At 69.9% G+C, this 14,419-nt stretch carries 14 protein-coding genes and 2 pseudogenes; 8 read left to right on the top strand and 8 right to left on the bottom strand.

The features are described from left to right. Positions 1-50 precede the first annotated feature (50 nt). The 4 genes and pseudogenes from Pflav_RS01365 to Pflav_RS48330 all read left to right on the top strand — a co-directional run bounded on the left by Pflav_RS01365 (position 51) and on the right by Pflav_RS48330 (position 3,900). Positions 51-730: pseudogene (locus Pflav_RS01365) on the top strand (TVP38/TMEM64 family protein). A 403-nt stretch (positions 731-1,133) separates the two neighbouring features. Further along, entirely contained in the window at positions 1,134-1,301 is a 168-nt protein-coding gene (locus tag Pflav_RS01360) for a hypothetical protein (protein WP_173033112.1), read from the top strand. A gap of 539 nt (positions 1,302-1,840) precedes the next feature. After that, positions 1,841-2,662, top strand: coding sequence for a C39 family peptidase (locus tag Pflav_RS01355; protein ID WP_173033110.1), 822 nt, complete (start codon positions 1,841-1,843; stop codon positions 2,660-2,662). Positions 2,663-2,743: 81 nt separating this feature from the next. Further along, a pseudogene (locus tag Pflav_RS48330) lies at positions 2,744-3,900 on the top strand (serpin family protein). Here Pflav_RS48330 and Pflav_RS01340 read toward each other — a convergent pair. After that, positions 3,869-4,690, bottom strand: a complete 822-nt coding sequence (locus Pflav_RS01340) for a methyltransferase domain-containing protein (protein ID WP_173042166.1) — start codon at positions 4,688-4,690, stop codon at positions 3,869-3,871. The pseudogene Pflav_RS48330 and the gene Pflav_RS01340 sit on opposite strands and share 32 nt — an antisense overlap. 2 nt (positions 4,691-4,692) lie before the next feature. Beyond that, the gene (locus tag Pflav_RS01335; RefSeq protein WP_415624369.1) at positions 4,693-5,100 is read right to left on the bottom strand and encodes a type II toxin-antitoxin system PemK/MazF family toxin; all 408 of its coding nucleotides are present in this window, start codon (positions 5,098-5,100) and stop codon (positions 4,693-4,695) included. 85 nt (positions 5,101-5,185) lie between these two features. Here Pflav_RS01335 and Pflav_RS01330 point away from each other — a divergent pair, with 85 nt between their 5' ends. Continuing rightward, on the top strand, positions 5,186-5,941 hold the full coding sequence (locus Pflav_RS01330) for a DUF427 domain-containing protein (protein WP_173033102.1): 756 nt from the start codon (positions 5,186-5,188) through the stop codon (positions 5,939-5,941). A gap of 804 nt (positions 5,942-6,745) precedes the next feature. Here the strand turns inward: Pflav_RS01330 and Pflav_RS01325 are convergent. Continuing rightward, complete coding sequence (locus Pflav_RS01325) at positions 6,746-7,609, bottom strand: helix-turn-helix domain-containing protein (protein ID WP_232072589.1); 864 nt, start codon at positions 7,607-7,609, stop codon at positions 6,746-6,748. Positions 7,610-7,919: 310 nt separating this feature from the next. On the opposite strand from Pflav_RS01325, the gene Pflav_RS01320 reads away from it, so the two are divergent. Further along, on the top strand, positions 7,920-8,153 hold the full coding sequence (locus tag Pflav_RS01320; protein WP_173033098.1) for a DUF397 domain-containing protein: 234 nt from the start codon (positions 7,920-7,922) through the stop codon (positions 8,151-8,153). 108 nt (positions 8,154-8,261) lie between these two features. Here the strand turns inward: Pflav_RS01320 and Pflav_RS01315 are convergent, their stop codons facing one another. Genes Pflav_RS01315 through Pflav_RS01305 form a run of 3 tightly spaced genes read right to left on the bottom strand, consistent with a single transcriptional unit; the run spans position 8,262 to position 10,850 of the window. Then, on the bottom strand, positions 8,262-8,867 hold the full coding sequence (locus Pflav_RS01315) for an FMN reductase (RefSeq protein WP_173033095.1): 606 nt from the start codon (positions 8,865-8,867) through the stop codon (positions 8,262-8,264). Then, a complete protein-coding gene (locus tag Pflav_RS01310) occupies positions 8,864-9,964 on the bottom strand; it encodes an LLM class flavin-dependent oxidoreductase (RefSeq protein WP_173033093.1) in 1,101 nt (366 codons plus the stop codon). The genes Pflav_RS01315 and Pflav_RS01310 overlap by 4 nt, the downstream gene beginning before the upstream one ends. Positions 9,965-10,007: 43 nt before the next feature. Then, positions 10,008-10,850 carry a helix-turn-helix transcriptional regulator gene (locus tag Pflav_RS01305; RefSeq protein ID WP_173033091.1) on the bottom strand — a complete coding sequence of 281 codons (843 nt, stop codon included), beginning with the start codon at positions 10,848-10,850 and terminating at the stop codon, positions 10,008-10,010. A gap of 92 nt (positions 10,851-10,942) precedes the next feature. Between Pflav_RS01305 and Pflav_RS01300 the strand changes: the two genes are divergently transcribed. Continuing rightward, positions 10,943-11,968: an aldo/keto reductase gene (locus Pflav_RS01300; protein ID WP_232070903.1), complete on the top strand. Its 1,026-nt coding sequence runs from the start codon at positions 10,943-10,945 to the stop codon at positions 11,966-11,968. A gap of 40 nt (positions 11,969-12,008) precedes the next feature. On the opposite strand, the gene Pflav_RS01295 is transcribed toward Pflav_RS01300, so the two are convergent. Continuing rightward, positions 12,009-12,872 (bottom strand): hypothetical protein, encoded by an 864-nt coding sequence (locus Pflav_RS01295; protein WP_173033089.1) that lies wholly within the window; start codon positions 12,870-12,872, stop codon positions 12,009-12,011. Between the two features lie 223 nt (positions 12,873-13,095). Continuing rightward, positions 13,096-13,680, bottom strand: coding sequence for an RNA polymerase sigma factor (locus Pflav_RS01290; protein WP_173033071.1), 585 nt, complete (start codon positions 13,678-13,680; stop codon positions 13,096-13,098). A 212-nt stretch (positions 13,681-13,892) separates the two neighbouring features. Here Pflav_RS01290 and Pflav_RS01285 point away from each other — a divergent pair, with 212 nt between their 5' ends. Then, positions 13,893-14,408: a peptidase inhibitor family I36 protein gene (locus Pflav_RS01285; RefSeq protein ID WP_173033069.1), complete on the top strand. Its 516-nt coding sequence runs from the start codon at positions 13,893-13,895 to the stop codon at positions 14,406-14,408. Positions 14,409-14,419: the final 11 nt, after the last annotated feature.

Here is a 14,419-nt window from a genome sequence, read left to right as displayed (position 1 = left end):
TCGGCGCGCTGGTACGCGCGCTCCCGCCGCCGCGCACCTGGCCGGCGCTGATGCGGCAGCGGTCGGTGGCGCGGTTCTTGCTGCTGCTGGCGATCCTGGCCGCCTGCGCCGTCAGCGTGCTCTTCCTGCCCCAGCCCGACCTGGCCACCGCGCCCCGCCTTGTCGACCGGCTGGGCCCGTTCGCGCCGCCGGCGGCCATCGTGCTCGGCGCGCTGATGATGGTGGTACTCGTCCCCCGCACGCTTGTCTCGTTCGCGTGGGGCGCGCTCTTCGGCACGGTCGGGGTGCCAGCTACGCGCTGGGGGCCGCACTGCTCGCCGCCGCGCTCGGCTTCGGGGTCGGCCGGCTGCTGGGCCGCGCCTTCGTGGCCGAACGGGTACGCGGCCGGCTCGCCCGCCTGGACGGCTGGTTCGCCCGGCAGAGCGTGCTGGGCGTGGTGACCGTACGCCTGCTCCCGGTCGGCGGCTTCGGCCTGATCAGCTACGGGTACGGCACGACCGGAGCCCGGCTCCGCCCATTCCTGATCGGCAGCGTGCTCGCCTCGGTCCCGTCCGCCTTCGGGTACGCCGCGATGGGCGCCGCGGTGGCGTCACCCGGCGACATCAACTGGCTCGCGATCGCCCCGGCCGGCCTCGGCTTGGTAGCCAGCACGATCATCGTCACGAAGTGGCGCCGATCCCGCCGCGCCGCCCGCGCCGCCACAACCGAGCCGGTGCCCGCGTCCGCCTGACCCTTCCGACCTGACCCGGATGCCCGCTTTATGACGGCTTCGCCCGCTTGCGCGAGCGACTCAAGGGCGCTCATGTCTTCGGCGTCCGGTTCGGCGCATAGAGCGTTTGCTGAATCGCCCAAAGCGCCACCGCCCAGCGTCACATCCGGCTCGATCGTCGCACCGGTCGCGGGCGTCACGTCCAAGACATCTAGGCCCGGAGCCGGCGGTCGGGCATGGGGTGGCGCATAACGCCGTAGCTCGGCGGCATACCCGGCCGGGGGCCGGCGTTGAGATGGGTTCGCAGGTGAGAAGGTAGCCGCGCCCCCATGGGCGGTCGCTCGTTCTACCTCCTGTGCGGGTCGTCGAACCCGCATCGCCGGGGCCCCCTGCGCCGGCCACAACCGCAACACGGGAGTGGTACGTGAGTGGGGGCACGCGGGTCTTCTGGGCCATCGTCATCGGATTCGTCGCACTTGCCATCGCGGCCGCGATCGTGCCGCCGTTTGTCGCCTTCTTGGGTGCGGTGGTAGCCGTTGCCGGCTTCTGGCACGTGACGAGGAAGGACCATACGGACGGCCCAGTGACCTGACCGGCCCACATAGCCGGCCCGCCGGGCCGACCGCACCTGGACCCCAAGGCCCCGTCCACATGACCCGCGGGCCGGGGGCGGGCGGTCCGGCGGGCTGATCCCCCGGAGGCCGGTGGACCCCGCCACGATCGCCGTCCGGGTTAAGTACATAACCGGACAGACCAAGCAAATGGGCAGGGTCGTCCCGCACAGATGGGACGTCCGGGCCATGCCGGCCAGTGGCGCGGGACCCGCCCGGGGCCTGGGAATGGATCGGGTCGCCGGCCGGTTGAAATCCGCTGGCACGCCGGAACCTCACCGCGCGTGCCGTTGCGTTCGCGGCCAGTACCAAGAGATGTCGCGTGCGCGACCCGCGGCCCTCAGCGAGGTGTCGCACGCGCTCGGCCTCACCCCGAGGACGGTGCGCGTCTGGAGCGGGCCTCATTTCGGGAGGCGCCGCTCAGCGCGAAATCACGGAAGCGCGAAACAGGCTTCCGTGCGCGCGAAAAGCGGCCCTCACCCCCGAGGCGCCGTATCCCCCAAACGAAAGGGTTCCCCTTATGAAGCGCGTCTTCGATCGATCGCTGTTCTCCGTCGACCGGAACCGGCTCCAACGGCATGCCATGTTCGCCGCTGGGTTGGCAGTCGCGGCCGGCACCGTCGGTGGCCCGCTAGCTATCCAGGCAGCGAGCGACCCGGCCAGCGCGGCGCCGCCCGCCTCGACGGTCACCGTCGCCGCCAAGAGTGACGCGGCCGCGAAGCCGGCGAACGACGCCAAGCCGACCGATGTGAAGCCGGTCAGCGTCCAGAAGACCGACTCCAAGCCGGCCGACGCCAAGAAGGCCGACGCCAAGCCGGCGGCCGCGCCTAAGAGCGAGGCCCAGGTTGGCATCGGCTACCAGGAGCAGAGCACGTTCTACTTCTGTGCCCCGGCGGCGACCCGCATCGCGCTCTCCGCGCACGGGCCGGCACCGAGCCAGGAGGAACTGGCCAAGAAGCTGGGCACGACCGAGGCCGGCACCAACTCGGCGCACGAGACCACGCGTGTGCTGAACGAGATGACCGGCACGAACTTCTACCAGACGCGGGAGATCCCGGGTTCGGCCGCGAAGCCCGCTGAGATGGACCGCCTCCAGGCGGACGCGGTGCGCGCCCTGAGCAATGGCCACCCGATCGTGGCCAACATCAAGGGCACGGCCATCGACGAGGACGGTAAGGCGCACTCGTACGAGGGTGGGCACTACCTGACCGTCGTGGGCTACCGCGACCAGGGCCGTACGGTCCAGATCGCCGACCCGGCCGACCCGGCGAACGGTGGCACCTACTGGATGAGCACCATCTCGCTCGCCAACTGGATCGCCGAGCGTGGCTACAGCGGCTGACGCTGACGATCGATATCCATAAGGCAACACGAGTGGCCGCGGCCGGCGTCAAGCCGGCCGCGGCCATTTAGTCTTGTACGCATGGCTGCCGTCCCGACCCTCACGGCCGACGGCGTCGAGCGGGCCACGCCGCCCGGGGACGCCCCGATCGCCGAGGTGGCCGGCGGCGTGACCGGGGTGGGCCATGCGCTCGCCGAGCGGGCGACCACCACCAACTGGGTGTGCTCGCCCCTCTCCCTGGCGTACGCGTTCGCGATGGCCCGGGCCGGCGCGGGCGGCGAGACGGCCGCGGAGATCGACCGTGTCTTCGGCTTTCCGGAGCACGGCCTCCACGGGGCGTTCAACGCGATCGCCCAGGCCACCGCCACCGCGCACGTCCGGGTCGCCAACGGCCTCTTCACCCAGCACGGCCTGCCGGTCGGCGCCGCGTTCCTGGAGACGCTGGCCGCGCACTACGGCAGCGGCGTGCACCCGGTCGACTTCGGCCGCGACGGCGCCGAGGTCATCAACGCCTGGGTGCACGACGCCACCGCCGGGCGGATCCCCCGCCTCTTCGACGCCCTCTCCCCCAGACCCTCCTGGTGCTCGCCAACGCGATCTACCTCAAGGCCGAGTGGCGCCACCCGTTCGAGCCGGCGGCGACGGCCAACGAGCACTTCGCGGCCGCCGGCGGTCCGGTGCGGGTGCCGATGATGCACCTCGACGCGGACATCGCCTACGCGGCCGGGCCGGGCTGGCAGGCCGTCGAGCTGCCCTACAAGGACGCCGACCTCGCCATGCGGCTCATCGTGCCGGCGGACGACCAGGCGCCGGACGCGCTGCTCGCGCCCGACCTGCTCGCCGCCGTCACACGATCACTCGCGCCGGTCTACGTCCGGCTGGCCATGCCGCGCTTCGATTACGGCTCGCACATTGATCTGGTACCGCCGATGAAGGCACTCGGTCTCCGGACGGTCTTCGAGGCGGGGGCGGACCTCGGTGGCATCCGCCCCGGGCTCCGCATCGACGGTGCCGTGCAGCGGGCCACCATCACGGTCGACGAGTGGGGTACCGAGGCGGCCGCCGCCACCGGCCTGATGTCGCTGACCTCGTGGCGCCCGCCACCGACCGTGGCGGTGAGCGCGGACGTCCCGTTCGCCTTCGCGATCACGCACCCGCCGACCGGGGTGCCCCTCTTCGCCGGCATCGTCGGCGACCCGAGTGACACTACGGGCGGACGCCAGCAGCCACCCAGATAGTCACGAACGCGAGCAGCTCGCCCGCCGCGGTCGCCTGGTCCACCGCGGCCCACCACGGGTCCCACAGCTCGTCCGGGACGAAGCCGGCTTCGCGCGGGATGCTCCGGTTGAAGAGCGGGATCACCGTGCTCGCCTCGTCCGGGTCGGTGAACCAGAGCGGTACCGGCTCGCACACCACGTCCACCAGCCCGGCGCGGACCAGGCGGCGGCGGAGAGTACGCCCCATCGTGGGGTTGTGCTGGCGAGCCCCCGTCGCCTCCCGCCACATCCGCGAGACCAGGTCCTCCGGCAGCCCGTCGCTGGCGAGCGAGAGCCAGTCGGTGTCGACCAGGCACACCCGCCCACCCGAGCGGGTCACCCGCACGAGCTCGGCGACCGCGGCGTCCGGTTCGCCGATGTGCTGGAGGACGCGCTCCGCCCGTACACCGTCGAAGGTCTGGTCCTGAAAGTCCAGGGACAGCAGGTCGCCGACGGCGTAGGTGACCGGGACGTCGCCGGCGCGTTCGGTAGCGGTGGCGATCGCGACGGCGGACGCGTCAACCCCCACGGCCTCCCCACCCGGTGCCACCGCGGCCGCGAGGTCGCGCGCCACCTCGCCAAGGCCGCACCCGGCGTCCAGCACCCGCTGGCCCGGCCGCGGGTCGAGCGCCCGCTGGGCGACCGCGCGCACCCGCCGCATCTGCGGGTCGGCGGCCATCCGATCCAGGGCCGCGAAAATCATCGCGCGCATGGGCGGCGGCATGTCGTCGATCGTCGCGAACGGCGTCCGCTCTGGTATTTCCCGCGTCATCGTCACGCCCATCCGTAGCCGGTGCGGAGCTCCTGCGCTACCGCCTCGAAACGCACCCGGTCGAGCACCGCCCCCTCGCGGCGGATGCCGTCTTCGTCCATAGTGAGCACCCGGTCGAGCCGCACCCAGCTCGGGCGGTGCTCGCGGTCCCAGGCGCCGGGGCCGAGCGCGTACCAGTGGCGCTGCCCGTCCCGGTCGCCGTTGCTGGAGAGCATCAGGCCCATCACCGTGCGCCCGTCCCGCCCGACGACCAGCACGGGGCGGTCCTTGCCCTGCCGCGGGTCGTCCTCGTACGCCACCCAGGTCCACACGATCTCGCCCGGGTCGGCGTCACCGTCCAAATTGGGCGCGTACACCAGCCTGCGTCCGACAGTGGTGACGCCCGCCGGCCGCCGCGCGCGCCGGCGCAGCTTGGCCGCGACGCTCTTCAGGAGCTTGCTCACGGCGAGCACCATATCCGGAATTCGATCTCGACCGGGTCCGTTGGTTCACAACATGACTTCTTCTACGGCTTCCACCGCGGCCCGCGGCCGGGTACGCGTGGAGCAGGGCGCCAAGCGGGTCCGCGTGGTCTTCAACGGTCAGGTGATCGCCGACACGACCAAGCCGGCGTATGTGTGGGAGAGCCCCCACTACCCCACCTACTACCTGCCGCTGGCGGACGTGCGCGCCGGCGTGCTGGTGCCCACCGGCGGCATCAAGCACTCCCCCAGCCGCGGCGACGGGCAGCTCTACACCGTGCGCGTGGGCGACCGCGAGGCCGTCGACGCCGCCGTCCGCCACGAAGACTCCCCGATCGAGGAGCTGCGCGGCCTGGTCCGCTTCGACTGGGACGCGATGGACGAATGGCTGGAGGAGGACGAGCCGGTGTACGTGCACGTCCGCAGCCCGTACACGCGCGTCGACATCCTCGCCAGCTCCCGGCACGTACGCGTGGAGGTCGACGGCGTGACGGTGGCCGAGTCCACCCACCCGCACGTCCTTTTCGAGACCGGCCTCCCGCCGCGCTACTACCTCCCGATGACCGACGTGCGGCTCGACCTGCTCCAGCCCAGCGCCACCGAGTCGCACTGCCCGTACAAGGGCAAGGCCACGTACTGGTCCGTCCGCTCCGGAGACTCGGTCCGCGACGACGTCGTGTGGACGTACCGCACGCCGCTGCCGGAGAGCCAGAAGATCAGCGGCCTGCTCTCCTTCTGGACCGGCAAGCCCGGCGTCACCGTGTACGTGGACGGCGAGCCCGTCGACTAGCCCTCCTATCCGGTTACCATTTCACGCAACGCCATTGGCATGGGAAGCCAATTTATGGAAATCCCAACCTGCCATCGGGCGCTGAGCTATCGTACGTCTGAACGTCGGCTTCTCGACGCTCACAGACAGCAACGACCAACCCTCCGTCTCGCGATCTGCCACATGGCTGGTCGGCACTTCCATTCCGCCGATGTCAGCGCCATACTAGATGTGCTGTTCTCCTCGGATCGGCATTGCTTCCACGGCACGGCCTGCAGCCCAGACGCTTGACCCCGGAAGCGCCACGAAAGCCCTCTGTTGCCGCAGAGGGCTTTCATGCTATTTGGGCGCTCGGCACCAATTAGCACCTGCCGTCACCACATGATTTCGGGCCCCTTACAGCACGTAATCTCAAAGCAGGCTTGTCGTGGTGGGGAAAGCGGCGGCAAACGCTCCCGCGCGGCAGAGCCTGCTCCGAGGAACGGGCTTCAGGCAGAAAGAGGGTGCCACAATGACAATGAGGTTTCCACCGAGACGGCACACAAACTCGATCACCCCCGTCCCCCACCGACAGCCGCGACACTCGTCGACCGTCATCGTGATCGTGGTTGTCGTGCAGGCGATCACACTGGCCCTCCTCGGCTGGGAGGCGCCAATAGTGATCTCGATAATCGGAGCACCGGTGGCACTGCTCCGGCCGGCCAGAGCCTTCTATCCGATCCACGCGTGAGCACGGGACCGCCACAATCGATCAATGCGAGGTCGCGCTTTGGCGGCCTCGCATCGATCTTTTTGTCAACTCGTGCGGCGCCCACGCGGGACAGCTCAGGCGAGATCCCGGATGACGGCGTCGATCGTGGCCACCATCTCGGCGGCGGCGAGTGCCCGGCTCTCCAGGTCCCAGAAGCTCGCGAGGTATACGGCCAGCTCCTCACCGTCGTCGCGGTCGAGGAGGTCACCGCGCGGATTCTCCAGGAACAGGAGATCTTCGACGTTTGCCTCCTTGAATTCGAGAATCACGAACGGCGTCCGCATGTTTCGGTGCGCGCCCATCGCGAAGGGCAGGATCTGGATCGAGATGTGCGGTCGTTCCGCCTGCTCGCGTAGGTGCTCCAGCTGCTGGATCATCGTGACGCCACCGCCGACCCGCCGGCGCAGCACCGACTCGTCCAAGATGAAGAACATCTCGGGAGCGCCCGGCTGGCGAAGGACTTCCTGCCGGCTCATCCGCGCCTCGATCTGCCGTTCGATGATCCGCTCTGATCTCCCCTCGGGCGCGAAGGCATGAATGATCGCTCTGGCGTAGCTCTCGGTCTGTAGCAGGCCCGGCACCAGAAGCGGCTCCCACTGCCGCACAACAGCCGCCGAGCCCTCGTAGTTGAGGTACGTGAGGAACTCCGCACTCAGCACGTCGCGGTAGACAGACAACGGCGATCGGCGAGCCGCCTGGGCCCATAGTGTCAGCTGGCCGACAAGCTCCGGATCCCGCAGCTGGTACATGTCAAGCAACGCGCGCAAATCGGTGGTGGACACCCCGACGGCCCCGCCCTCGATCCTTAATAGCTTTGACACTGACCAATCTTGGGCCTCGGCGACATCCTTCTGGCTGAAACCCTTCACAATACGCGCCTCCCGCAAGGCACGCCTGAGGCGCAGGCGGCAGATAGAGGGATCAAGAGGCTCAGTCATGTCCGGGAGTTCCCCTCGCCGATGATCGCCGGGAGCGATCATTACGTCACCGCTACTTGCAGTATGACGGCCAGCGATGAGACAGTCACTATCTGAATGCCGCGCCCTGCTACCTTCGACCCCAGCCCCGACAGGGGCGCGACACACGGGACTCACCTGGATAAACCCAAGTGCCCCCTGTGTGGCCGCCGCATGGTGTAGCCTTCCGTCCGCGCGTACTAGGTCCAGACGCGACCATCCAAGCCCGTTTGCAGATCCTTGCAGCGGGCCAATGGCAGGTACTCTTTAGGGTTGGGGAGAAAACGTTAGCATGGCTAACGACCACGTGCCGTCGACGGTATGGAAAAAGAGCCGCCGGTCCGGCGCTGGAGAAAGCAACTGCGTAGAGGTAGCCGTGCTGTCAGACAGCTATGTCGGAATACGGGATTCAAAGGCCGAACCTGGTGGCCCCGTCCTGACAGTAAGCCAGCAGTGCTTCCAAGACTTCATCCACGCCACGCGTTCAGGTATCTTCGATCGAACAGTCGGCGAAGCCCAGTCGTAATTGCTACCTTGGTGACTGTATAACTGAATAGCAACACGCATTACAGCCCGTCGGAGCACATTGCGGCGGGCTTTATCATTCCGGTTTCACATTTCGTGCCGCCGCCTCCTAGGACGAACCGCCGAGCAGCTCGGAGAACGGGGTCGGCTCGTTGAACGGGTCGACCACCACCGGCGGCTCGCGTCGCTCGATCTCCACCGCGAACTCCGCGGCGGCGCGCTCGATGCGGGCTGCCAGGGAGCCCTGCGCAGTGGCGCCGCCGCCCCAGTCCTCCGGCGCGGCGAAGACCGCCGTCGGTACGACCACCGCGCGCAGGTGGGCGAATAGCGGGCGCATCGCGTGCTCCAGCGCCAGCGAGTGGCGTGCGGTGCCACCCGTCGCCGCGATGAGCACCGGCTTGTCCACGAGCGACTCTTTGGGCAGGACGTCCACAAAGGACTTGAACAGGCCGCTGTACGACGCGTTGAAGATGGGCGTGACCGCGATCAGGCCGTCCGCGTGGGCGACCGCGTCGAGGACCCGCTCCAGCCCCGGTGCGGGGAAGCCGGTCAGCAGGTGGTTGGTCAGGTCGTGCGCGTGGTCGCGCAGGTCGACCGGCTCGGCGTCCGCGTCCAGCCGGCGGCGGGTGGCCGCCGCCAGCTGGTCGGCGAGCAGCCGCGTCGAGGACGGCTGGCTCAGGCCCGCGGAGACCACGACGAGGGAACGCCGGGTCATGCCTCCACCTCTGCGGCGGCCGAGGCGGCGCGGGCCGCCTTGAGGGACTCGTGCGTCGGCGCGTCCGGCACGTGCGCGGGGCGCAGCGCGTCCATCTCGCGCCGCAGCACCGGCACGACCTCTTCGCCCAGCATGTCCATCTGCTCCAGCACGGTCTTGAGCGGCAGGCCGGCGTGGTCCAGCAGGAACAGCTGCCGCTGGTAGTCGCCGAAGTGCTCGCGGAACGTGAGCGTCCGGTCGATCACCTGCTGCGGGCTGCCGACGGTCAACGGGGTCTGCTCGGTGAACTCCTCCAGCGACGGGCCGTGCCCGTACACCGGGGCGTTGTCGAAGTAAGGCCGGAACTCGCGGACCGCGTCCTGCGAGTTGCGCCGCATGAAGACCTGGCCGCCGAGGCCCACGATCGCCTGGTCGGCCGTGCCGTGGCCGTAGTGCTCGAAGCGCCGGCGGTACAGCTCGATCATGCGCTTGGTGTGCTCGACCGGCCAGAAGATGTTGTTGTGAAAGAAGCCGTCGCCGTAGTACGCGGCCTGCTCGGCGATCTGCGGGCTGCGGATCGAGCCGTGCCACACGAAGGGCGGCACGCCGTCGAGCGGGCGGGGCGTCGCGGTGAACGACTGGAGCGGCGTCCGGAACTTGCCCTCCCAGTCGACGACGTCCTCGCGCCACAGGCGGTGCAGCAGCGCGTAGTTCTCGACCGCGAGCGCGATGCCGTCGCGGATGTCCTTGCCGAACCACGGGTACACCGGACCGGTGTTGCCGCGGCCCATCATGAGGTCGACGCGGCCGTCGGCGAGGTGCTGGAGGTACGCGTAGTCCTCGGCGATCTTCACCGGGTCGTTGGTGGTGATGAGCGTGGTGGCCGTGGAGAGGATCAGCCGCTCGGTGCGAGCGGCGATGTACCCGAGGAACGTGGTCGGCGACGACGGGACGAAGGGCGGGTTGTGGTGCTCGCCGGTCGCGAAGACGTCCAGGCCCACCTCCTCGGCCTTGAGCGCGATCGTCACCATCGCCTTGATCCGCTCGTGCTCCGTCGGCACGGTGCCGTTGGTCGGGTCCGGCGTGACGTCGCCGACGGAGAAGATCCCGAACTGCATGTCACCTATCCTGCCTCTAGTCCTGCTTTCTTTCAACTTTGAACTAGATGCCGGAGGTCAGTATTCCTTCCCTTCGAGCAAGGGTTTCAAGCTGCTCAGCGGCGTGGCTGCCGGGCGCCGCCGTGTACACGAGCAGCTTCTGCGTCTCGCTCTCCGCCACGAACCCTTGGCAGTCAAGCTCGATGACGCCGAGCTCGGGATGCACGATCCGCTTGGTGTCCATCCGCCGCACCGCGACCTCGTGCCGCTCCCACAGCGCCACGAACTCCGGGCTCGCCGCGGCGAGGCTCGTCACGATCTCCTGCACGAACGGGTCCTGGCCGCGCCGGACGTACGCCGCGCGCAGGTTGGACACGAGCACGCGGCTGTGGCGCTCGTGGTCGGCCTCGGGGTATATGAGGCGGGCGGCCGGGTCGGCGAACCAGCGCCACACGAAGCTGCGGGCCAGCCCGGTGTATCCGGACGCGTCGCCGAGGAGCGCGACCGCGAGGCGGTTCTGCGCGAGCGTCTCGCCGACATTGCTGATCACCACGGCCGGCGTGTCGTGCAGCCGGTCGAGGATGCGCAGCGTGGCGGCGTGCACCGCGGCGGAGGGTCCGGGGCGGGCCGGGGCCTGGTGGCCGGCGAGCAGGTACAGGTGGTCCCGCTCGTCCGGCTGAAGCCGCAGCGCGCGGGCGATCGCGGCCACCATCTGCTCGGACGGCTGGGAGCCGCGCTGCTGTTCGAGGCGGCTGTAGTAGTCGGTCGACATGCCAGCGAGCAGCGCCACCTCCTCGCGGCGCAGGCCCTGGGTGCGGCGGCGTACACCGGCCGCGAAGCCCACGTCGCGGGGTAGGAGCGCCTCCCGGCGGCGCCGGAGGAAGTCTGCGAGCTGCGCCCGATCCACCTCTCAACCCTAGCCACGCGGGAAACAGGGAGAGCCAGTCCCTGGTAAGCCTGGCCCTGCCACATCTGGGGTAATCGCCGCAGGATCGATGCGTGAGCGAGAAATCGGAGGATCGCATGGAGGCACGACAGCTCGGCAGTACCGGCCCCACCGTCTCGGCGCTCGGGCTGGGCGCGATGGGCATGTCCGACTTCTACGGCCCGGCGGACGAGGCCGAGAGCATCGCGACCATCCACGCGGCGCTGGACGCGGGCATCAACCTGATCGACACCGGGGACTTCTACGGCTCCGGCACCAACGAGATGCTGATCGCCCGCGCGCTGCGCGACCGCAAGCGCGAGGACGTGGTGATCAGCGTGAAGTTCGGCGGCATGCGGAGCCCGGGCGGTGGCTTCCAGCCGGTCGGCGCCGACGTGAGCGCCGCGGCGGTGCAGGACCGGCTGGCGTACACGCTGCGCCGCCTCGGCACCGACTATGTGGACATCTACCGGCCAGCGCGGCTCAACCCGGCCATCCCGATCGAGGAGACGGTCGGCGCGATCAAGGAGATGATCGACGCGGGGTACGTGCGCCACGTCGGCCTCTCCGAGGTGGGCGCGGAGACGATCCGCAGGGCGGCCGCGGTACACCCGATCGCCGACCTCCAGATCGAGTACTCGCTGATGTCCCGCGGCATCGAGGAGCGGATCCTGCCGGTCACGCGGGAGTTGGGGATCGCTGTCACCGCTTACGGCGTGCTCTCGCGCGGCCTGCTCTCCGGGCACTGGCGGGCGGACCGCGAGCTGAGCGTGGCCGACTTCCGCGGGCACTCACCGCGCTTCCAGGGCGACAACCTGGACGCCAACCTGCGGCTTGTGGACGCGCTCCGCGAGGTCGCGCGGGAGCGGGACGCGACGGTGGCGCAGGTGGCCATCGCCTGGGTGCTCAGCCGAGGCGACGACATCGTGCCGCTGATCGGCGCGCGTACCCGGGAGCGGCTGGCTGAGTCGCTCGGCAGTACGGACGTCAGGCTCGCGCCCGAGGTGCTGGCCCGCATCGAGGCGGCGGTACCGGCGGAGGCGGTGGCCGGAACGCGGTACAACGCGGTCGGTATGTCGATCCTCGACAGCGAGACGTGATCGGTCGGAGCTCTGATCCCCGGGCGACCGGCAGGGCCGGCTACGGGATGGCGCCGGCCGTCTCGGTGCGCCCCGAGTTGAGGTACAGCACGTACGCCACCAGGGCGGGCGACCGGGACGGCGAGGTGGCCGCGCCGACGAGCTCGACCCGCTCGTAGCTCAGCAGCCGCCCGGCACGCGGGTCGAAGACAGCCACGTCGCGCGTGGCACCGCCGTCGCTGTCGACGCTGACCGCGATGCCGCTGCGCCCGCTGCGGTCGACGACGGTCCCCCGGTAGTCGACGCCGTCGGTGTCGGCGAGGACCTTGAGAGCGGCCGCGCGCTGCGCCGGGTCCAGGTGGTGGGAGCGGTAGAGATCGGCCACCGCGCGCAGCACGCCGCGCGGGCCCTCGCTGAGCGGCTGCTGGTCGGCAAGCTGGAACGCGAGGAGTGGGGCCTGTACGGACGGCGCGTCAACCACGACGGGCACCTTCCCTGGCTTGTAGGTGGTGATGGTGGTGTCCGAAGTGGACGCTTCCGGCACGGTAGGCACCGGGACGGGGGGCGGCTGCGACAGCACGGTGGTCGCCGCCCGGCCGGACCGGTCGGCGGCCCACCACAGCCGCTCGTCGCGCGACGTCGGGCTGGCCCCCCGGCTCTGCCCAGCCGCCCAGCTCTGCACGTGCACGTACGCATACGCCCCCGGCCCGGTGGTCTCCCGCGCGCGCCCAGCCACCGTCGCGAGGGCCACGAGGTGGGCCCGCGTCGCGGACGGGTCGCCCACCGTCGACAGGACAAGCGGGCTGGGGGTATCGCCCGGAGCGCTCGTCGGCACCATGTGCGACGACCCGGTGGCCGGCGTCTCGTCCTCGGCCACACCCCCGGTCAGGTGGCCGGCCCCGATAGCGCCCAGCACGACGACCACCACGACCGTGGTACCGGCCGCGACGGGCAGCGCCCACCGCCCGGCCCGTGCGGCCCACTCACGCAGCCGCGTGGCCGGGTGGCCGGCGCGCCGCGCCTCGGCCCGGGCGCGCAGCTCCGCGGGGGTGGCCCGGGCGGCGGCACCGGGAGATCGCGGACGGGGTAGGCGGCCTGGACGACCTGGCGCACCACCTCGTCGACGCGCTCTTCCTCGATGTGTCCCATCACTTACCTTTCCGGGCGCCAGCGGGCGCCAGAGACCTGGCGCCGACCACCGGCAGGGCTCCGCCCGCGGGCAGGTCGCTGTCCATTTCCTCGATCACTTTGCGCAGGCGCCCACGGGCGCGCTGCACCCGCTTGCGGGCTGTCGCCGGCAGGATCCCGAGCACCGCCGCGATCTGCTCGTCGCTCATCTCGTATAGGTACCGCAGCCGCAGCAGCTCACGGTCGTCGTCGCTGATCGCCCGCCAGGCCGGCCCGAAGTCGTACTGCCGCTCCCAGTCGCGCAGGCCACCGTCGTGCGGCGGCTCAGGCTCCCCAAGCCTGGTCAGCACGCGTAGCAGCCGCACGTGCAGCCGCTGCCGGTTGTGGACGTGGTTGCGCGTGGTCACGTACAGCCAGGGCCACGGGTCGTCGCCCAGAGCCGCCCGCTTTTCCCACGCCGTCATGAACGTCTCCTGCGCGACCTCCTCCGCCTCGTGCCGGTACTGATATCCCAACAACGACGCCGCCACCGCCATCACCCGTTGCCGGTAACGCCGGTAGAGGTCGTCGTGCCATGCTTCGTCCCGCACCCCTTCGGTGCCCAATGTGGACTCCTTGATGGACAGCCTTCGAAGCCCCCCGCTGTCGGTAACCCGATTGGGCGTGATCACCTAATTGGTAGATGTCGCCAGGCGGCTCGCTGTGACCCACCATTACCCAAATTCATCAGCGCGGCTGACCCGGAACGCCCGTGTCTTTGCCCAATTGGCGACAACAGTCTGGCATTGACGGTAATCGCACCCTTACCTTAGGTCACATGTTGCTCTCTGCATTTGCACGAGCACGGGTGGTAGCCGCACTACTGACCGCAGCCACTACCCTCGTGGCACTCGTCGCCACCGCCGCGCCTGCCCGCGCGGCCACCATCCAGGATCAGGTCGACGCCTACATGAAGGCCCACCCCGGCGGCACGCAGGTGGGTACGGCCGACATCGCGTACAGCGGGGGCAAGTTCGTCGTCACCGTCGTGCGCACCGGCCTCACCGCCACCGCGCCGGACTGCCCGGCCAACTGGTTCTGCTTCTACGACGGCACCAACTACGGGTACCCGCGCGGCAAGCTCAGTGACTGCGGCGCACAGGACCTCGGCACGTGGGGCTGGCGCAACCGCACGGCCTCGGTGCACTACCGGATGTCGACGGGCTCGGTCTCGTTCCTCAACGAGACCGGCTCCACCGACACGATCCTCTTCACGGCAAGCACCTCCCGCCGCACGATCCCGGACGTCACGCCGCACCGCGACCTGGCCGACTACGTCTACCGCAGCTGCTGAGCACTCCCCTC

The sequence above is a fragment of the Phytohabitans flavus genome (genome assembly GCF_011764545.1).
Classification (GTDB): Bacteria; Actinomycetota; Actinomycetes; order Mycobacteriales; family Micromonosporaceae; genus Phytohabitans; species Phytohabitans flavus.
This window is presented reverse-complemented; position numbering and strand designations above follow the sequence as displayed.